Annotated in this window: 15 protein-coding genes; 4 read left to right on the top strand and 11 right to left on the bottom strand. The window is 68.9% G+C overall.

Annotated features, from left to right (window positions below):
- Nucleotides 1-385: 385 nt before the first annotated feature.
- Nucleotides 386-751: a thioredoxin family protein gene (locus AW272_RS05835; protein WP_066361607.1), complete on the top strand. Its 366-nt coding sequence runs from the start codon at nucleotides 386-388 to the stop codon at nucleotides 749-751.
- Between the two features lie 97 nt (nucleotides 752-848).
- On the opposite strand, the gene AW272_RS05830 is transcribed toward AW272_RS05835, so the two are convergent.
- Nucleotides 849-2,183, bottom strand: coding sequence for a class II 3-deoxy-7-phosphoheptulonate synthase (locus tag AW272_RS05830; RefSeq protein WP_245657208.1), 1,335 nt, complete (start codon nucleotides 2,181-2,183; stop codon nucleotides 849-851).
- A 51-nt stretch (nucleotides 2,184-2,234) separates the two neighbouring features.
- Nucleotides 2,235-3,452: an FAD-dependent oxidoreductase gene (locus tag AW272_RS05825; RefSeq protein ID WP_066361605.1), complete on the bottom strand. Its 1,218-nt coding sequence runs from the start codon at nucleotides 3,450-3,452 to the stop codon at nucleotides 2,235-2,237.
- Between the two features lie 64 nt (nucleotides 3,453-3,516).
- On the opposite strand from AW272_RS05825, the gene sigK reads away from it, so the two are divergent.
- The 3 genes from sigK to AW272_RS05810 all read left to right on the top strand — a co-directional run bounded on the left by sigK (nucleotide 3,517) and on the right by AW272_RS05810 (nucleotide 5,409).
- Nucleotides 3,517-4,086 carry an ECF RNA polymerase sigma factor SigK gene (sigK, locus tag AW272_RS05820; RefSeq protein WP_439649134.1) on the top strand — a complete coding sequence of 190 codons (570 nt, stop codon included), beginning with the start codon at nucleotides 3,517-3,519 and terminating at the stop codon, nucleotides 4,084-4,086.
- Nucleotides 4,083-4,805, top strand: a complete 723-nt coding sequence (locus AW272_RS05815) for an anti-sigma factor (protein WP_066361601.1) — start codon at nucleotides 4,083-4,085, stop codon at nucleotides 4,803-4,805. Before sigK ends, AW272_RS05815 begins: the two co-directional genes overlap by 4 nt.
- A gap of 154 nt (nucleotides 4,806-4,959) precedes the next feature.
- A complete protein-coding gene (locus AW272_RS05810) occupies nucleotides 4,960-5,409 on the top strand; it encodes a hypothetical protein (RefSeq protein WP_066361599.1) in 450 nt (149 codons plus the stop codon).
- A gap of 385 nt (nucleotides 5,410-5,794) precedes the next feature.
- Here AW272_RS05810 and AW272_RS05805 read toward each other — a convergent pair whose 3' ends face one another.
- From AW272_RS05805 to AW272_RS05765, 9 genes are all read right to left on the bottom strand, one after another.
- Nucleotides 5,795-6,778, bottom strand: coding sequence for a phosphotransferase family protein (locus AW272_RS05805; RefSeq protein WP_066361598.1), 984 nt, complete (start codon nucleotides 6,776-6,778; stop codon nucleotides 5,795-5,797).
- 6 nt (nucleotides 6,779-6,784) lie between these two features.
- A complete protein-coding gene (locus tag AW272_RS05800; protein ID WP_066361596.1) occupies nucleotides 6,785-7,663 on the bottom strand; it encodes an aldose 1-epimerase family protein in 879 nt (292 codons plus the stop codon).
- A 144-nt stretch (nucleotides 7,664-7,807) separates the two neighbouring features.
- Nucleotides 7,808-9,106 carry a GH1 family beta-glucosidase gene (locus AW272_RS05795; protein ID WP_218010799.1) on the bottom strand — a complete coding sequence of 433 codons (1,299 nt, stop codon included), beginning with the start codon at nucleotides 9,104-9,106 and terminating at the stop codon, nucleotides 7,808-7,810.
- Between the two features lie 74 nt (nucleotides 9,107-9,180).
- Complete coding sequence (locus AW272_RS05790; protein ID WP_066361593.1) at nucleotides 9,181-10,266, bottom strand: 2-oxo acid dehydrogenase subunit E2; 1,086 nt, start codon at nucleotides 10,264-10,266, stop codon at nucleotides 9,181-9,183.
- Nucleotides 10,263-11,246: an alpha-ketoacid dehydrogenase subunit beta gene (locus AW272_RS05785; protein ID WP_066361592.1), complete on the bottom strand. Its 984-nt coding sequence runs from the start codon at nucleotides 11,244-11,246 to the stop codon at nucleotides 10,263-10,265. Before AW272_RS05785 ends, AW272_RS05790 begins: the two co-directional genes overlap by 4 nt.
- Nucleotides 11,243-12,154: a thiamine pyrophosphate-dependent dehydrogenase E1 component subunit alpha gene (locus tag AW272_RS05780; RefSeq protein WP_066361587.1), complete on the bottom strand. Its 912-nt coding sequence runs from the start codon at nucleotides 12,152-12,154 to the stop codon at nucleotides 11,243-11,245. Before AW272_RS05780 ends, AW272_RS05785 begins: the two co-directional genes overlap by 4 nt.
- Nucleotides 12,151-13,371: a glycosyltransferase family 4 protein gene (locus tag AW272_RS05775; RefSeq protein WP_066361582.1), complete on the bottom strand. Its 1,221-nt coding sequence runs from the start codon at nucleotides 13,369-13,371 to the stop codon at nucleotides 12,151-12,153. The genes AW272_RS05780 and AW272_RS05775 overlap by 4 nt, the downstream gene beginning before the upstream one ends.
- Nucleotides 13,368-13,688, bottom strand: coding sequence for a phosphopantetheine-binding protein (locus AW272_RS05770; RefSeq protein WP_066361581.1), 321 nt, complete (start codon nucleotides 13,686-13,688; stop codon nucleotides 13,368-13,370). The genes AW272_RS05775 and AW272_RS05770 overlap by 4 nt, the downstream gene beginning before the upstream one ends.
- Entirely contained in the window at nucleotides 13,685-19,012 is a 5,328-nt protein-coding gene (locus AW272_RS05765) for a non-ribosomal peptide synthetase/MFS transporter (RefSeq protein WP_066361580.1), read from the bottom strand. The genes AW272_RS05770 and AW272_RS05765 overlap by 4 nt, the downstream gene beginning before the upstream one ends.
- Between the last annotated feature and the right edge of the window lie 547 nt (nucleotides 19,013-19,559).

Genomic DNA, 19,559 nt, shown 5'->3' with positions numbered 1-19,559 from the left:
AGGAGTTGCCTCATGCCGAAGACTTACCCACGATCGACCGTCGACGCGGTTTCTTTCCCGTGCGTTCACCGCGTTCTGTCAATTGTGTCGTCAGTGCCACACCTTGCCCGAATTCACTGCCGATCAAGCGAAACGGCCCCGGGGCGGCTCCCGGGGCCGGATCTCATTCGGTGCTGAGCTGGGTGATGCGCGGAGGGCGCAGGGTACTGAGGATCTCGTCGGTGCAGTTACATGAGCCACAACCGGGGATCATGGTGGTCTCCTCGCCGTAGTCGGGACGCGGGACGTACCCACGGGCCCGATCGGGCAACCTGACCGGCGTGATAGGCCTTGGAATGCGGCGCGACCCGAACGGGTTGCATCCCCATGAGGAAAGGAGTCGCGAGTGGCGACCATCGAGGTAACCGAGAGCAACTTCAACGAGATCGCCGACGACGGCATCGTGTTGCTCGACTTCTGGGCGGAGTGGTGCGGCCCCTGTAAGTCGTTCGGGCCGATCTTCGAGAAGGCCTCGGGCAAGCACGAGGACATCAAGTTCGGCAAGATCGACACCGAGGCCCAGCCCGCGTTGGCCCAGGGGTTCGACATCACGGCGATCCCGACCATCATGGCCATCCGCGACGGCATCGTGGTCTTCGCGCAGCCCGGCGCTCTCCCGGCCCCCGCGCTCGACGACCTGATCACCCAGGTCCGCGCACTCGACATGGACTCGATCCGGGCCGAGATCAGCTCCGAGATCAAGAAGAGCTAGTTTCCGTACGGGCTGACATCGCGGCCCCCAGCACGAATCGTCTGACCAGACGACAAAGGCCCCCTTCTGGGGGCCTTTCGCGTTTCCCCGAGCCGGGTCAGTCGCCCCGGTAGAGCTCCGCGACGCGGAACGCCAGGTCGAGCGACTGCGACCGGTTCAGCCGCGGGTCGCACGCCGTCTCGTAGCGCAGCGCCAGGTCTTCTTCCAGGATCTGGTGCCCGCCGCCGACGCACTCGGTCACGTCGTCGCCGGTGAACTCGATGTGGATGCCGCCCGGGTGGGTGCCCAGCGCGCGGTGGACCTCGAAGAAGCCGGTCACCTCGTCGATGACGTCTTCGAGCCGGCGGGTCTTGTAGCCGCCCGCCGCCTCGAAGGTGTTGCCGTGCATCGGGTCGCAGATCCACGTCACCACGGCGCCGCTCGCGGTCACCTTCTCGACCAGCGGCGGCAGGGCCTCGCGGACCTTGCCCGCGCCCATGCGGCTGATGAAGGTCAGGCGGCCCGGCTCGTTGGTCGGGTTGAGCTTCTCGACCAGGGTCAGCGCCTCGTCGGCGGTGGTGGTCGGGCCCAGCTTGACCCCGATGGGGTTGCGGATCTTGCTGAAGAACTCGACGTGGGCGTGGTCGAGCTGGCGGGTGCGCTCGCCGATCCAGACCATGTGCGCCGACACGTCGTAGGGCAGGCCCGTGCGGCTGTCGATGCGGGTCATCGCGTGGTCGTAGTCGAGGATCAGGGCCTCGTGGGAGGAGTAGAACTCGACCGTGTGGAACTCCGCGGGCTCCGCGCCGCAGGCGGTCATGAACGCCAGCGCCTGGTCGATCTCCCGGGCCAGCCGCTCGTAGCGCTGACCGGCGGGCGAACCGGACACGAAGTCCTGGTTCCAGGCGTGGACCTGGCGCAGGTCGGCGTAGCCGCCCTTGGTGAAGGCGCGGCCCAGGTTCAGCGTCACGGCCGAGGAGTGGTAGGCCCGCAGCAGGCGGCCCGGGTCGGGAATCCGCGACGCCTCGGTGAAGTCGAACCCGTTGACCATGTCGCCCCGGTAGGCCGGCAGCTCCACGCCGTCGCGGATCTCGGTGTTCTTTGACCGCGGCTTGGCGAACTGCCCGGCCAGCCGGCCGATCTTGACCACCGGCACCCGCCCGGCGTAGGTCAGCACGATCGCCATCTGGAGCAGCGTTTTGATCTTGTTGCGGACGTTGTCGGCGGTGGCGCCGGCGAAGGTCTCGGCGCAGTCACCGCCCTGCAGGACGAACGCCTCGCCGCGCGCGACGGCCGCCAGCTCGTCTTTCAGCCGATCGCACTCTCCGGCGAAGACCAGCGGCGGCAACCCGCGCAACTCGGTGACGACATCGTCGAGCGCGCCGCGGTCAGGCCACTCAGGCTGCTGTGCGGCGGGCAGGTCACGCCAGGTGTCGAGGTTGAGTGCGCTCACGACATACGAGGTTATCGTTCCTCGTCCAAAAGACAGGCCTGCCATGTCCATTCAGTGAGATGAGCGTACGTGCTCCGGCCGGAAACCCAGCCCTATGGCACGGCCCAGGAGACGGCGTACCGGCATCGGGATCCTGCGCGCGGCGGCGCCGATGGACCCCGCATCGGCGTCACCGGCGAGGACCTTGGCGATGATCCGGTTCTGGACCTGCACCTGGAGCGCCTGGGTGGCCGCCGTCGGGTACCACCGGCGGCGCCGCAGTTTCGCCAGGAGAGAACCCGGGACCGGCGCGAGGAAGGGCCGGCGATTCGCCTGCGCCCTCACGAGAGGCCCGGTGACCAGATTCCCGGCCGCGATCGCGTCCTGGATCGCCAGGTTGATCCCGACCCCGCCGATGGGCGACATGGCGTGCGCGGCGTCCCCGATGACCAGGAACCCCGGCAGATGCCACTGCGGCAGCCGGTCGACGATCACGGTCAGCAGCTGGACGTCGTCGAAGGTGATCGTGCTCGTGTCGAGGTAGGGCAGCAGGTTCGTGACGCTGGTACGGAAGTGGTCGAGCCCCCGCGCCTTCAGGTCGTCGAACCCGCCCTTGGGGATCAGATAGGCCATCTGCCAGTAGTCGCCCCGGTTGATCGACACCAGCGCCGTGCCCCGCCCCGGCCGGAGGAAGACGTCGTCGGGATGCCCGTCGTGGCGGGGGAGCCGGAACCACAGCACGTCCATCGGCGCCCCGATGTCGGTCGGCTCGAACCCGACGGTCCTGCGGAGATCGCTCTGCCGTCCGTCGGCCGCGACGGTGAGCGCGGCCCGGATCTCGGTCTGCCTCCCGTGTGACTCGGCCCTCAGCCCGCGCACGGCGCCGTTCTCGCGGATCACGCCGACAGCTTTGGTCTCCATCATGATCTGGAAGTTCGGGTACTTGTCGGCCGTGGTCGTGATCAGCTTCAGGAAGTCCCACTGGGGCACCATCGCCAGCTTCCGGTGCCTGCCGGGCAGCCCGCGGAAGTCGGCCATCGGGATGAACTCCTCACCGGTGTAGAGCCCGAAATACTCGAACTCGCGGTGCGGAATGGCGTTGAACTCGTCGAGCAGCCCGAGCTCGTCGAGGACCTGGATCGTCGAGGGATGGATCGTGTCCCCCCGGAAGTCCCGGAAGAAGTCGGCGTGCTTCTCCAGCAGGACCGTCTCGATCCCCGCCCGAGCCAGCAGCAGGCCGAGCATCGCCCCCGCGGGCCCGCCGCCCGCGATCACCACGGTGGTTTCCATAATTCCCCTCTACCCGGGCAATCCGTGAGGCAGCCTGCGGCGAATGGGGTTTGTGAACGATGTCGTGCCCATAACCATCACGGGCCGCAACCCCGAGCTCGACGAGCTGCTGGTGCTGGTCGCCCGTGGCGACGAGGCGGCTTTCGAGCGTCTGTACGACAGATTGATCGCCTCCGTGTTCGGACTGATCAGGCGGGTCGTGCGGGACCGGGCCCAGGCCGAAGAGGTCGCCCAAGAGGTGATGGTGGAGGTGTGGCGCAGCGCCGCCCGCTTCGACCCCGCCCGGGGGAGCGCCATGTCCTGGGTGATGACCGTGGCCCACCGCCGCGCCGTCGACCGGGTCAGGTCCGCGCAGGCGTCGACCGACCGGGAGAACCGGGTCGCCCAGATGGGCGGAGACGTCGCCTACGACCACGTGGCCGAGACGGTCACCACCCGCCTGGAGGGCGAACGGGTGCGGCGCTGCATCGACGGGCTGACCGAGTTACAGCGGCAGGCCGTGACGATGGCCTACTACGGCGGATATTCCTATCCCGAGGTGGCCGGTCTCTTGAAGGTCCCGTTGGGGACCGTGAAGACACGGATGCGCGACGGGCTGGTACGACTGCGAGACTGCATGGGGGTGGAGAGGTGAACGACGAGATCCACACCCTGTCCGGGGCCTACGCCCTGAACGCCCTGCCCCTCCGCGAACTCGGCGAGTTCGAGGGGCACCTGTCGAGGTGCGAGACCTGCACGATCGAGGTCCGCGGACTACAGGCGACCGCCGCCCGGCTCGGCGCCGCCGTGGCGGAGATGCCGCCTCGGGCGTTGAAGTCGCGGGTGATGGCGCAGATCACCGAGGTCCGCCAGGAACCTCCTCAGGTCGAGGAGGAGGAGGAACCACCGGTCGCCGAGGTGGTCCCGCTCCGCCGAAGGGGCGGCCGCTGGGCGCTCGCCCTGGCCGCCGCCTCGGCGGTCGCGGCGGTGTCGATCGGGGTCATCGCGATCAACGAGATCCAGGCCAGGGACGCGACGATCCAGGAGACCCAGAGCCTCCTGGCCGCCCCCGACGCCGTGGTCCGCAAGGTCAGGATGGTCGGCGGCGGCACCGCGACCGTGATCGCCTCCGGCGACCGCGGAAAGGTGATGTTCACCTCCGACCTGCCCCCGCTGGACGCCTCGAAGACCTACCAGATGTGGGTCATCGGCGGCGAACAGATCCGCTCGGCCGGGCTGATGGACGGCGGCGGCGTGCGAACGGCGACCGTGAACCTGCCGGCGGGGACGGAACACTTGGGAGTGACGGTGGAACCGGCCGGAGGCTCCCAACAGCCGACGACCGAACCGATCATGCTCGCGAAGGTGGTCTGACCGAGCAGAGGGCGGAACCCCGCGGGGTTCCGCCCACTTCGTCATGCGGCGAATGTGGGATTGGTTGTGTTTGAGGGATCACTCTCCGCTAAGATTGGCGAGAGTGTTGAATTAGTGTTGCGCTACTGATGCATGGTTCGACTAGCCTGGGCGGGTGAAGACTTTTCCGTTCAGTGCGCTGGCGCGTGAGCGCAATGAGGTGTTCCCCCAACTCGACGCCGCTGACGTGCTGCTCGAACGGCGCGATGCGGAGAATGTGTGGCTCGTACGAGATGAGCGATATCAGGCCGCCCGAGGCGCGCTGCTCACCTTGGCTCGATCGATGGCCATCGTCGCGCGAGCAAATCCGGTACTCGCGGAAGAGGCGCTCAGCGAGGATCTTCCGTGGCTTGTCTGGCTGCCCGAATCGGAGCGCCTTCAGTGCGTCCGGGAGTTGCTGGCGCATCTACTCGCCGGCGCGGACACCGGCGAGCTGCTGCCCTACGCCCAGGCCCGTAAGTCATGGACGTCGACGGCCCTGGTGTGGAGCGACCCCGAGACCGCACGAGAGCTGGCGGGTCCTTTCGACGGCTCAGGAGGACAGTCCATCCACGGTGTGGAATGACCGGGCGCGGTGACGAGCTCCGGCGCCCCACGAACTAGCTGGTACGCGCCGAGAACGGCAGGGCGGCGAAATCGTGGCGCGAACTCTGCGCGCAGGCCCCGGGAAACTGTGACCGCTGCTGGATCGACGTCACCAGCGAGCCGCGCCGTGTCAGTGATCGACAGCACCCGCTCAAAGGGACCCTCGGCAGGGTGAAGCTGGAAGGCCGGGAGCTCGAGCAGTGGCAGTACGAGGTCACCGCAGGCGGCCGGGTCTGGTACCTGATAGACGACATGGAGAGAACGCTCTGGTTCACGAAGGTGGCAGCCGGTCATCCCAAGAGACGGAGAGGCGCAGGAAGTGAGACTTTCAGCGGCGGCGGATCGCGTCCCGCCGCCGCTGAAGATCAACCGTGGGTGAGCACTCCGAGGGCGCGGACGAGGCCCTCGGTGGCGCCGTTGCGGATGCGGGCGTACTCCGCCTGTGGATACTGCCTCGGGCCGTCCTCGACCAGGAGGATCAGGTACAGGTACGCCTGATACATGGCGAAGCGCACTCGAGACGTCGGGGTGAACGCGGCCCGGCCGCCGCCCTCCTGGTAGCCGGCCAGCATCGGATCGTCGCCGGAGAGGTCGCCGAAGATGGTCGGGGTGACGAAGTCGGCCAAGGGGTCGCCCCAGAAGGCGCGTTCGTGGTCGATCAGCGCCTCGACGGTTCCGTCGGCGTTGAGGAACACGTTTCCGGGCCAGATGTCGAAGTGGACCAGCGACGGCGAGCGCACGTCGTCGAGGGCCGCGGCGTTGCGGTGGAAGGCGCCGACCAGGTCGAGGATGGTCGCGGGGAGGCGGGTGTCCCACTTGACCGCGTCGTCGAGGACGGCTCCCACCATCTTCAGGAACGCCTCGCGCCACGTGTCGCCCGTGAGCCCGGCGTAGGGGTAGCCGAAGTCCCCCGTGCCGGGGATGCGGTGCAGGGTCGCCAGGTGGCCGCCCATCTCCCGTCGCAGTGACGCGTCGCGGGCGGGGTCGGGGGCCGCTCGGTTCCATGGCGTGCCCTGCAACATCGACAGGATCAGCCAGTCGCCGCCGATCTCCGGGTCGTCGAAGCCGGCGTGCAGGAGGGTGGCCATGGGGAGGCCCGTGCCCTTGGCCAGGTGGTAGACCATGGCCTCGGTCCGGAGCAGGTCCCGCTCATAGGTGAGCAGGGGCAGGCCCGGGGGAGGGCCGACCTTCAGGACGACCTGGGACTCGTCGTCGAGGCCGAGCCGCCAGACGGCGTTGGCGAAGCCGTCTGGCAGTTCCTCGGCCGACACGACGCCGGCGCCCAGGGCGCCGATCACGAGCGCGTCGAGTTGGGCGGTCGTCAGCGACCGCTTCGTTTTGCTGTCCATGGGTCGTCAGGCCGCCGAGATGGTCCAAGCGGCCTCGTGCGTGTCGCCGGGCTTGAGGACGATCAGGTCGGTGCCGCTGTTGTAGGCGTCGGGCGGGCACGTCATCGGCTCGACCGCGACGCCCTTGAAGCCCAGGCCCACGCCGTTGCACACCTGGACCCACGGAAGGGCCTGGTGGTCCCACGTCATCGCCACGGCGCCGCCGGGACCGCCGACCACGACGCGGCCCTCGGTCAGGGCGGTGTACGCGTGGTCGATCGCCACCGAGCCGAGGGCGTGGGCGGTGCGGAAGTCGTATTCCGTGCCCTCGACCGACACCAGGTCGGTGGGGGCCAGCAGCTCGTCGGTCAGGAAGACCTTCCCGGCCGGGAGCGACAGCGTGTATTCGGTCTCGTCGGGGCCTGCCAGCAGCCACGGGTGGGGGCCGCAGCCGTAGGGCGCGGCCGCGTCGCCGATGTTCTCGGCCTTCAGCGTCGTCGTCAGGCCCGACTCGTCGAGGACGTAGGTCGCGGTCAGGGCCAGCCGGTAGGGGTAGCCCTGGTGCGGTTCCAGCGTGTACGTCATGACCGCCGACGAGCGGTGGTCTTCGATCGCGGTGAACTCCACGCACGACCAGTGGGCCTCCGACACGAAGCCGTGCAGCGCGTGGCCGCGGTCGGGCTCGTTCACGGGGAGTTCGAAGCACTCGTCGGCGAACACGTAGCGTGCCCCGACGACCCGGTTGGGCCACGGCGCCAGCAGGGTGCCGTTGTAGAACTCGATCGGCCCGTCGACGGGCCGGCTCGGGATCAGGTCACGTCCTCCGTGCGTGAGGGCCGACACGGCGCCGCCGAGTTCGGTGAGCTCCGCGCGGTAACCGCCGCTGAGGAGGGTGTACTGGGGCACGGGGGGTGTCCTTTCTCCGAGGTACAGGGTCAAGGGTATGCGCCATGTCACAGGCCCAGCTCGGCAGCCTCTTGGCCGCCCGAGTGGGAGCGCTCCCACAACCTAGTGTTTTCTGGATGGGTGAGTCAACGAACAACTGCTGGGTCAACGCAGTTCGCCGGTCGCGATGAGGTCCCGGTACCAATGTGCGCTGTCCTTGGGAATTCTTTTCTGGGTCTCGAAGTCGACGTGCACGACACCGAATCGCTGGCTGTATCCCTCGGCCCATTCGAAATTGTCGAGCAATGACCAGACGTGATATCCCTCGACTTTCGCGCCCGCTTTCATCGCGCGGTGCATCGCGCCGATGTGGCCGCGCAGATAACTCACGCGATCCTCGTCGTGCACGCCGCCGTCCGCGGCCACCGAGTCGTCGGTCGCCAGGCCGTTCTCGGTGATGACGATCGGCACGTCGGGGTGGTCGCGGGTGAGGCGCATCAGGATGTCGTGCAGGCCGTCGGGGTAGTCCTCCAGCCAGTTGGCCACCCTGACCGGGTGGCGGACGACGCGTCGTTGGTCGGCGTCGATGAAGAGGGGCGTGTAGTACTGCACGCCGAGCACGTCCACCTTCTCGCTGATGATGTCGAGGTCTCCGGCCATGATCATGTCATGGCGGGTCATGGCCTCCTCCGGGTAGGTCCCGTTGAAGACGGGTTCCAGGTAGAGGCGGTTCTCGCGGGCGTCCTGGAGGCGGGCGGCCTCCTTCGCCTCGGGCGAGTCGTCGGCGGGGTAGGTCGGGTGGAGGTTCAGCGCGGGGCCGATCCGGCGGCCGGGGTGCCTGTCGTGCAGGATCCGCGAGGCCAGGCCGTGGCCCAGCAGCAGGTGGTGGCAGGCGGCCAGGGCGCGGTCGTCGTCGCTGATGCCGGGGGCGTGGATGCCGGTGCGGTAGCCGCAGTCGACGACCGTCTTCGGCTCGTTGATGGTGAGCCAGTCGCGGACGTGCAGGGCGTCGTACATGATCTCGGCGTATTCGGCGAAACGGTAGGCCGTGTCGCGGTTCTCCCAGCCGCCCTGGTCCTGGAGGGCCTGTGGCAGGTCCCAGTGGAACAGCGTGACCATCGGGCGGATGCCGGCGCCGATCAGGCCGTCGACCAGGCGTTTGTAGAAGTCCAGGCCCTTCAGGTTCGGGCGGCCGGTGCCGGTGGGCTGGACGCGCGGCCAGGCGACCGAGAAGCGGTAACTCTCCAGGCCGAGGTCGCGCATGAGCTGGATGTCCTGCTCGTAGCGGTGGTACTGGTCGGCGCCCGGGTCACCGGTGTCGCCGTCCCGCACCTTCCCGGGGGTGGCGGCGAAGGTGTCCCAGACCGACACCCCTCTGCCGTCTTCTTTGGTGGCTCCTTCCACCTGGAAGGCGGAGGTCGCCGCCCCCCAGACGAACTCGCGCGGGAAGCGTAGGGGAGTCATGGTTCTCCTCGGTCGGTCTGCGGCGCAGGCGCCGGCGGCGCTGAGTGACATCAGCACAAATACACCACGCCGGGTTATTCCAACCATCTGCGCGGTTCTTCCAGCAACCGTTTGACCGCTCCGAGGAAGAGCGCGGCATCGCGGCCGTTCACGACACGGTGGTCGAAGGCGAGCCCGATGCGTACCGTCTGGCGGACCGTGAAACCTTCATCGGACGGTTGGACCTCCTGCTGGGCCGAGGCGAGCGAGAGCGCCGCCACGTGGCCGGGGTAGATGATGGGCACCGCGAGTTCCACGCCGGGTTCGGTGTGCAGGGTGACGGCGATGTTGGCGCCGACCAGGTCGCGTTCGCGGAAGCTGCCGCGCAGCGCGGTCATCCGGTAGTCCATGAGCTCCCGGGCCACCGCGTCGAGCGGACGCGCGTCCGCGTCGCGGACGACCGGGACGAACAGGCCCTTCCCCACGTCGATGGTGACGCCGACGTGCGACCCCTCCGCGAGCCGGATCCGGCCGTCGCCGAGCCACTCGGCGAAGAGGCGCGGGAACGCGGCGCGCTGGTCGGCCACCGCCTTGACCAGCAGCTCCGACAGGCCGATCAGGGTCCGGGCGTGCTTGGACAGGTCCCGGGTGAGCTTGCCCGTGTCGGTCACGTCGGCCTTGACCACGGTGAACGCGGCGGGGATCGTCTGGTGCGACATCGCGACCACGTCGGCCGCCTGACGCTGTGCCTTCGGCAGCCGGACGATCTCCCGGGGGTCGGACAGCGTCTCGACGTCCTCCGCGCGGATCACCTTCTTGCCCAGCGCGCGGACCCGCTCCAGCGTGATGCCGTGCCGCTCGATGAGCACCTGGGCCGGGCGCGTGATGACGATGTCGATCTCGCCGGATTCAAATGGCGGGATTTCCGGTACGACCGGTTCCACGACCTCCACGAAAGAACCGATGGCCGCGATCAATTGGCCCGGCGCGCAGTCACCCGAATGCACTTTGATGGTCAGCAGACCGTCCACCGGGCTTTCCAGTTCCTCCGCCGTCTTGGACGTCTCGATGACCACGAGCGGATCGCCCTGTTTCACCTCCTGGCCGTCGGCGGCGAGCCATTCGACGAGGATGTAACTGTCATCGTTGTTGTTCAGCTTCGGAATACGGAATTCGGTCACCTGCTGATTGCCCTCTGAATGTCACGGCGGATGTCGGCGGCCTGGACGGTACAACGGGCCTCGAGATGGGCGGCCGTCGGGATGATCGAGTCGGGCGCCGAGATGTGCGTGATCGGCGCGGTCAGCCGGCCCCACAGCCGCGCGTGCAGCAGCCGGGCCACCTCCGCGCCCCACGTCCCCCCGGCGGTGCCGTCCTCGGCGACGTGCACCCGTTTGGCCGCGGCCAGCACGTCGGCGACCGGAGTCACGTCGAGCGGGTGGAGGCGGGCGGGGACGAGCAACGTACAGGCGATCTCGTCTTCGAGCAGCAGGTCGCGCAGGGCGATCAGGGCGCGGTCGGTGAGGCCGCCGGGGGCCAGCAGCACGTCTTCGGTGTCCTCCTCGGTGCGGATCACCGCCCAGCCGTCGCGCATCTCGAAGGTGTGCAGGCCGTCGCCGCCGCTGAGCATCGGCTTGGTGTAGAGGACCTTGTCCTCGAAGAACACCGCCGGGCGGCCGCTGCCGAAGATCTCGGTGAACAGGTGCTCGGCGTCGTGGAAGGGGCTCATCTCGTACACCGACAGGCCGGGGACGCCGATGAAGTGCTTCTGCAGGCTCTGGCTGTGCGTCGGTCCGTAGCCCCGGCGGCCGCCGGTGGGCAGACGCACGATCAGCGGTACGTCCACCTGACGGCCGTACATGGTCGTCGACTTGGCGGCGAAGTTCACCAGCTGGTCGAAGGCCAGCGTGGCGAAGTCGCCGAACATGATCTCCACGATGGCGCGATCGCCCGCGAGGGCCAGCCCGGCGCCGACGCCGACGATCCCCCCTTCGGACAGGGGCGTGGACATCACGCGCGGGCCGAACCGGTCGGACAGGCCCTTGGTGATCTTGAACGCGCCGCCGTACGGATCGGAGATGTCCTCGCCCAGCACGTGGACCGACGGGTCCTTCTCCAGAACGGAGTGCAGGGCCCTGTTCAGGTGTTCGGCGACTCTCATGACCACTCCGACAGGGGGCGGGCCAGCACGTTCTCGACCGCGGCGTCGATGAACGCCCGCTCGATCTCCTCAGCCGCCGCGACCTGCGCGGGGAAGTCACGCAGGTAGTGCGCGTACCAGTTCCCGGCGGCGGCCTCGGCGAGTTCTGTCGCGGTCCGGGTGTCGTCGCCCTTGCTGTGCGGGCCGGCCCGGTGCACCGAGACCTCGAAGACGGCCGGCCGCTTCTCCTCCCGGATCCGGCGTAGCAGCGGTTCCAGCGAGGATCGGACCACGTTGACGTCGACCGACTCCACCCGGTGGTGCAGCACCCCGAACCCGGCGCAGCGGCCCGCGATCGTGCCGGCCATCTGGGCCGTGGTCGGCGTCGACTGGGCGATCCGGTTGTGCTCGACGACGACCAGCAGCGGCGCGCCCCAGACCTGGGCCATGTTGAGGGCCTCGTACACCGAGCCCTCGCCCCACGTGCCGTCGCCGATGTACGCGCAGGCGATCCCGTCACCGGTCCGCTTGTGCTTCAGCGCGACCCCGACCGCCACCGGCAGCGACTCGCCCTGGACGCCCGTCGACAGGAACCGCTCGTGGTAGATGTGCTGGCTGCCGCCGACCCCGTTGCAGAGCGCGCCCTCCCGGCCGGTGATCTCGGCCAGCAGGGCGTGCGGCTCGTCGTACCTGGCCAGGAAGTGGCCGTGACCCCGGTGGTTGCTGAAGACGTGATCGTGCGGCTTCAGCAGCCCGCTGACCGCGACCGGGACGTGTTCCTGGCCGAGACAGGTGTGGGTGGTGCCGTTCAGGCGGCCCTGTTCGAACAGGCGCAGCAGGGCCTTCTCGAAGTGCCGGATCCGTAGCATCCGCGACAGATCGGCCTCGGACACGGGCGTCAGGGTGCGTTCCCTCACCGCTCCGATCATGACTGTGACTCCTTAGCGCGGGCCGCGGCGAGCGCCGCCAGTGCGGCGAGGCGGCGGTTGGGGCGCAGGGCGGCCAGGTGGGTCTCCAAAGCGGCCTCGTCCAGTGAGGCGATGAATCCGAGCGCGGCCTTCCGCGACCGGCGGGCCAGGTGGCGGTGCAGCGAGTCGTCGCCCACCACGGGGTCCAGCGCGTTCAGCCAGGGCCCCAGATCCTGGGAAGGGACCACGGGGACGGGTCTGGCCTGGCCGACCGACTCGTAGCGTTCGATGCCGCGCACCGGGACCGAGTAGGGCACGCCGAGCTTGGCCTCCGACAGGCCGCCGACGGCGCTGGCGATCACCGGGACGCCCCGGGCCATGGCCTCGACGCAGGCGTACCCGAAGGTCTCGTCCCAGAGCGACGGCATGAGCAGGACCTTGGCCCGCGACAGGATGTCGTCGATGTCGTCGGACGGCTGCCCGATCTCGATGTTGGGGCGTTTCCGCAGCTCGTCGAGGTCCTCGGGGGTGGTGCCCCACGTGGGGACGGCCAGGAACCCGGCCTCCGGCCGCGCGTCGGCCAGACCCAGCAGGACGCTCAGGCCCTTGTAGCCACAGGGGTTGATCATCGTGACCAGGTCCCCGGCGGCCAGCTCCGGCGGATCTCCGTAAATATGGGGATAAATCAGCGTGGACGAGATCTCGCCCCACTTCTTGAGATACGCCCCCGCAGCCTGACTCACCGCCACGATCGACGCCGCCCGCTTCACCATCCGCGTCCCGGCCGCGCTCGGGTAGAACGCCCCCGGGCCGAACGGCAGCTGCTGCAGCGTGTGGGCCAGATAGACGACCCTCTCGGGGGTCGCCTTCAGCGCGGCGCCGAGCACGATGAGCCCGGGGTCGTCCGAGGGCACCAGCGTCCAGTCGGGGGAGACCTCGCCGGCCACCTCGCCGATCTGCCGTGCCAGCGACGACGCTCTGGTCACCACGTGCGCCTGCACCCCGTTGTACCGATATTTCAGGACGTCGGGGGTCGCGGAGGTCACCTCCGCGCCCAGCCCCTTCAGGTACGTCACGTGATCGTCGATGGAGGTGTCCCGCAGCGCGCCGCTCATCGGGGCCACCACGTGGCACTCGTGGCCGCGCGCGGCCAGCTGCTCCATCATGATCCGGTTGGACTTGTTCGCCCCGCCGTGGCTGGGCAGGTGGAACATGTTCTGGGCGAGCAGGATTCTCATGCGTCGGAGAGCAGTTCGTTGATCTCGTCGTCCGACATGCCGTCGAGCTGTTTCAGCAGCGCGGCCAGCTCGTCGTCGTCCACGGCCGCGATCCGGCCCTGGTCGATCGCCTTCGCCGCCTCCGCGACCGTGAAACCGCTGGCGAACAGCACGTCGATGGGTAACTCGACGCCGAACTGCTCCTCGACCCGGGCCAGGAACTGGACCATCGTCAGCGACTGGCCGCCGAGCTCGAAGAAGTCGTCGTCGACCGACGGCGGTGCTTCGCCGAGCAGTTCGGTCCAGATCTCTGCGACGGCGGATTCGGTGGGGGTCATGCGGAGGTTCCCTTCAGTTCAGCGAGGCCGACGAGATCGTCGGGTTCTGCGTCGGGGGTGTCCCGGTCGAAGTTCCGGAGCGCCCGGTGCCGGAGGGCGAGCACGATGGTGACGGCCATGGCGAGGCCGCAGATCAGGTAGAGCAGGCCGATGCCGCGTCCTTCGCCGACACCGATCACGACGCCGACCGTCGAGGCCAGCGCGCCGTCCTCGCGCAGCAGCGGGACGAACACCAGCCCGGCGAGCCACGCCTGCACGGCCAGGCCGATCGGCTGGGTCGACATGGCCAGCATCTGGTTGATGGCGATCACCCGGGCGTGGTAGCGCTGGGGGACCTTCGAGTGGATGATCGTGATCCAGATGCCGTCGCTGATCGTCATGAACAGCGCCATCCCGGCCGCGCCGAGCGCCACCAGCGGCAGCCACGGGCGCAGGCCCATCGCGAAGGCGAAGATCGCCACGACCCCCACGGCCGCGAGCATCCCGAACATCCGGCGGCGGCGCGGCCCGCCCCAGATCGAGATCACGAACCCGCCCGTGACCGCGCCCGCCGCCGCCACCAGCGCGACGGTCCCGGTGTCGCCCAGGTCGCCCATCGAGAGCACCAGCGGCGAGATCATCGTGAACGCGGTGAACAGGAAGAAGTTGACGGCGAACATGGTGATCGCCATCGCCCGCAGGCCCGGCCGCCGCCACAGGTAGGTGAAGCCGTTCCTGATCTCCGCGCCGACCGACTCGCGCCGCGCCCAGGCCATCGCCTTCGGGAACGGGGTGAGCAGCGTGACGGTGACGGCGAACAGGTAGCAGACGACGTTGGCGATCAGGATGCCGTTCAGGCCGATCGCGGCCAGCACCGCCACCGCGAACAGCGGGACCATCAGGCGGCCGATGGCGTTGCCCAGCTGGAGCACACCGCCCGCGTGACCGAGATAGTGCTTGGGAGCCAGTTGCGGTACGGCTGACGCCCAGGCCAGGCGTTGCACCGTCAGCGCGACGCTCAGCAGGACGAGGATGCCGTACAGAGCGGGCATCGGGAGGGCGTCGGTGAGCAGCAGCCCCAGCATGAGCGCCTGCAACCCGAGACACGCGCCGTCGCCGACGAGCATCGCCTTGCGCCGGTCGCTGCGGTCGACCAGCGCGCCGACCAGCGGGGCCAGCAGCAGTCCCGGCACCAGCGCGATGATCGCGAACAGGCTGAACTGGAGGAGCGAGCCGGTCTTCAGGTAGGCCCAGATCGGGACGGCGAACTCGGTCATCGCGGTGCCGACCATCGACACGGTCTGACCGATGGCGACCCGCAGGAACCGGCCGAGGGTGGCCTCTTGTGCGGGTTTGTCGCGGGAGACGGCTTCTTTGCGCCAGGTACTGAAAGTGTGCGGGCCGTCGAGGTCGGTGTGGACGGTGGTGATGATCTTCGCCAGTTCCTCGGCCCGGTACCTGAGGAAGTAGTGGCCGGCCTCGTCGATCACCACGAGGGCCGTCGTCCTGGCGGTGACGTGCCAGTCGCGGTAGCGCTCCTCGTAGAAGTCGGTGATCGGGTCGCGGCTGCCGACGATCGAGACGACCGGGGCTTTCAGGGGAGTCGCGCCCTCGTCGATGAGGCGGGTGAAGTAGGCCTCGCCGGCCTTCGCGTCCGAGCGCATGGTCGTGACGATGCGTTCGACCTCGTCGACGCCGAGGCCGTCGAGGTCGGCGCCGATGGCGCGCAGCCAGTTGGCCTCGGAGTTGTTGTTGCGCAGCCTGCGGTTGTTGAAGTAGTGCTTGTTCAGCAGGCCGCTGAAGCCCTTGGTCGGGACGGCGAACGGGAAGCTGCCGGCGATGTAGACGGCGTCTATCTCCCGTCCGGAAGACTCGACCTTCCGGGCGATCTCCGTCGTGAGGGCGCTGCCGACGCAGTGGCCGTACAGGACCAGAGGGCCTTTGACCTTGGCCAGGATCTCTGCGCAGATCTGCTCGGCGGCCTCGTCGAAGGGGAGGACCTCCTCGTCGACGCCGAGTTCGTGACCGGGGAGGGCGACGGCGTGGAGCGCGACGCCCTTGGGTAAGGCCTCGGCGAGCGCCTGGTAGACGACCGCGCTGCCGCCGCCGTAGGGGACGCAGACGAGGGTCATGGTGGGGGCGGCGATGTTCTTCGTGAGCCTGACCAGGAGACCGGTGGAGTCCTCGGCCGGCCCGTCGACCAGGGCCGCGAGCGCGGCCACGGTCCGGTTGGCCAGGGCGTCGACCACGCTGATCGGCTTGTCCGGCATCGTCTGGCGGAGCTTGGCGATCATGCGGATCAGCAGCAGCGAGTGGCCGCCCAGGGCGATGAAGTCGTCTTCGACGCCGACCGTCTCGAGGTTCAGGACCTCTTTCCAGACGTCGGCGATCCTCTGTTCGGTCTCCGTACGAGGCTCTACGGCCGAGGTCGCCTCCGTCGAAGGCGCGGGCAGCGCCTTCCTGTCGACCTTCCCGTTCGCGTTGAGCGGCATGTGGTCGAGTTCGGTGAAGACCACCGGGACCATGTACTCGGGCAGCCTCAGCGCGCAGTGCTCGGCCAGATCTCTGACCTGGCCCCGCACCGGAACGTAGTAGGCCACCAGACGTTCCTCGTGCACCGCCGCCACCGCGTCCCGCACGCCGGGATGGTCGAGGAGCGCGGCCCTGACCTCGTCCAGCTCGATGCGGTAGCCGCGGATCTTCACCTGGTCGTCGAACCGGCCGAGGAACGCGACGTTGCCGTCGGGCAGCCAGTGGACCCGGTCTCCCGTCCGGTAGACGCGTTCACCCTCGAACTCCACGAACCGTTCGGCGGTCAGGTCCGGTCGGTTCATGTAGCCGCGGGTGACACCGGTGCCGCCGACGTAGAGCTCGCCGGGGACGCCGGCGGGGAGCAGGCGGCGGTGCGGGTCGAGAACGAACATGCGCATGTTGGGCAGGGGCGCCCCGATGGGGACGACCTCGTGGTTCTGCCGGTGGGTGACCGGGTAGACGCACGTGCCGACGGTGGCCTCGGTGGGGCCGTACTCGTTGATCAGCCGTCCGGGGCCCAGGATCTCGAGCCAGCGGTCGGCCAGCGATCCCGGCAGGGCCTCGCCGGCCACGACGATCACCTCGGCCAGGCTCGCGGCGCGGGTGTCGTCGAGCTGGTGGCCCAGGACCTCCAGGTGGCCCGGGGTGAGCTTGATGAAGCTGAACCTCTTCTCGGAGAGCAGGTCGCCGAGCTCGCCCATGTCGAAGTCCTGGTCGAGGATCGTCACGGTCTGGCCCACCACCAGCGGCGCCCACAGGTTGGGCACCACCAGGTCGAACGCCACCGATCCGAGCAGCGGCGCGCCGCCGTCGCCTCGGGCCGCGAGTTCTTCGACGGCCCACCAGACGTGGTTGACCAGCCCCCGATGAGTGACCTGGACGCCCTTCGGCTTCCCGGTCGAGCCCGAGGTGAAGATCAGATAGGCGAGGCCGTCGACGTCCAGTGGAACGTCGACGGGTGCCGTGTCGCCGTCGATCGCGGCGACCTCGATGATCTTAGGGCCGTCGAACCGGGAGACGTACTTCCGCTCGGTCAGCACCAGCGCGGTGGCCGCCGTCTCGAGCATGTCGGCGATCCGCTGCGGCGGGAACGCCGGATCCATCGGCACGTACGCCGCCCCGGCCAGCCACACGCCCAGCAGCGACGCGATCAGGTCGGGCGAGCGGTCCAGCAGCACCCCGACCGTGCTCTGCGGCGTGACCCCTTCGTCGAGGAGCCGCCGGGCGATCTGGTTGGCGCGGGCGTGCAGGTCGGCGTGGCTCTGGGCGACGCCGTGGAAGGTCGTCGCGGTCGCGGTCGAGTCGCGATGCTCGGCCAGCAACAAAGGGAGCGCTCTCTCGGGATACGGTTTCGCCGAGTCGTTCCACGTCCCGAAGATCGTGTCCCGCTCCTGCGGCGTCACCAGGTCGAGCTGCGCCAGCGTGGCCGCCGGGTTCGCCACGATCTGGGCGGCGAGGTGGTGATAGTGCCCGACCATCCGGTCGACGACGTCGTCGTCGAGCAGGTCGCGCCGGTAGGTGAAGTCGAGCCCGGTGACGTCGCCGTCGAGGTGGACGAGCAGCGACAGCTCATAGCCCTGGTGGTCGACCTCGTGATCCCAGATCGAGGCGGTCAGGCCGGGCCAGTCGCCGCCCCGCTGGTCGCGGAAGCCGCGCAGCGAGAAGCTGACCGGCAGCTTGAGATCCACGGAGTCGGCCAGCACCGACAGCGGCAGCTGGTTGCTCAGCGCGCCGCCCACGGCCTTGCGCACGCGCGCCGCGACCTCGGCGAAAGCGGGGTCGCCGGACAGGTCGCCGTGGAGGGGCACCGCGTTGACGAAGCACCCCACGACGCCTTCGAGCTCGCGCCGCCTGCGTCCGCCGTTGGTGGTCGCCAGGGTGACCCCCTCGGCGCCGGTGTAGCGGGCCAGCAGCATCGAGAACACCGCCAGCAGGGCGGTGAACGGCGTCGTGCCCGGCCCGCCGGCGGTCTGCAGGGCGGCGAGGGTGCCCCGGGCGAGCAGGCTCCAGTTCGTGTGGGTACGCCGCCCGTCAGGCACCGGCCGTTCGCGCCGCATCGGCAGGTCGACGGAGCCGGTGCCGCCGAGCGTGGTCCGCCAGTAGGCGGCGCGGCTCTCGAGGGTTTCCGGGGTGAGCTCGGCCCGCGACCAGGCGGCGTAGTCGGCGTACTGAACCGGGATCCCGGGGAGGGCCGCCGGAACCCCGAGCGCGTCCTTGTACAGGGCGGCCAGCTCATCGGCGAGCACCCCCATCGACCAGCCGTCGGCGGCGATGTGGTGACACACGAGGAGCAGCGCGTGCGAGTCCTCGGCCAGCCGGATCAGCGTGGTGGCCACGACCGGCCCGGTCTGCAGGTCGAACCGCCTGGTCACGGCCTCGGCGGTGATCTCGCCGGCGAGGTCGGGCGTGCCGTGGAAGTCGAGAGGCATCGGGAACGGGTCGAGCACGATCTGGAGCGGCTCGCCCTGATGCTCCACGGCCTCGGCGCCGGGAGGCGCGTAGACGGTGCGCAGGCTCTCGTGCCGGACGATCAGGGCGTCGAGTGCGGCGGTCAGCGCCGGGACGTCGAGGGGCCCGTCGAGCTTCAGCCCCAGCGTCGCGTGGGGGGCCGGGGCCGCGCCGTCGAGCTGCGCGCCGAGCCACATCTGCCGCTGCTCGAAGGAGCAGACGAGCGGGCCCTGGTCACGGGGGACGGCGGGGATGGGCGTGGTCGTGCGCGCGGTGAGCAGGCGCGCGAGGGCAGCCTGGCGCTGGGGGGAGAGCCCGCCGAGGGAGCTACGAGGCGCGGACTCGGGTGTGGATGTGGACGTCACTGCCACGGAGTGGCCTTTCTTTGAACGGTCCAAGGCAACCCGAAAAAGGCCGGCGCGATAAGCGTCTTCCTAATGTTGCGCTGAGTTGCAGAAACTTGCGGAACCCGATTTACCGTTATGGGAGCGCTCCCACCGCACTCCCACAAGAGATTAAACGAATCCATTCGCCGCGCGCAAGTGCACGCCGCGCCCCACTCTGGAATGTCGTCTTACCCTTGAATTACCGACGAGTAAGATGACGACCCTCCTTCGCCGAGTTCCCGTGCAGGTCAGGCATCCGGAAGCAGGATAGTATAGAACTTAAAAAAAGTCACGACCTGAGCTTGCCCCGCATTCCCGGACCGCCGGAACCGGCCGTTCCATTATGCGGGATCACCGTTGACAGGAACATGTCACTACTGCTTCTTTGGTCTCATTCCAGGACGGGCATCCGGGAAAGAGAGAGCGCTTTCTCAGTCGGAGTATCACCCACCGGCCGCCACCGATGCAAGGGAACAGAAACTTTCATGCGCAACTCACTGTCAGCCGAAATTCCAGGCGCCGGGCG

The organism is Herbidospora mongoliensis, from assembly GCF_001570545.1.
Classification (GTDB): Bacteria; Actinomycetota; Actinomycetes; order Streptosporangiales; family Streptosporangiaceae; genus Herbidospora; species Herbidospora mongoliensis.
The sequence above is the reverse complement of the archived record's forward strand: the minus strand, read 5'-3'. Positions and strand labels throughout refer to the sequence as shown.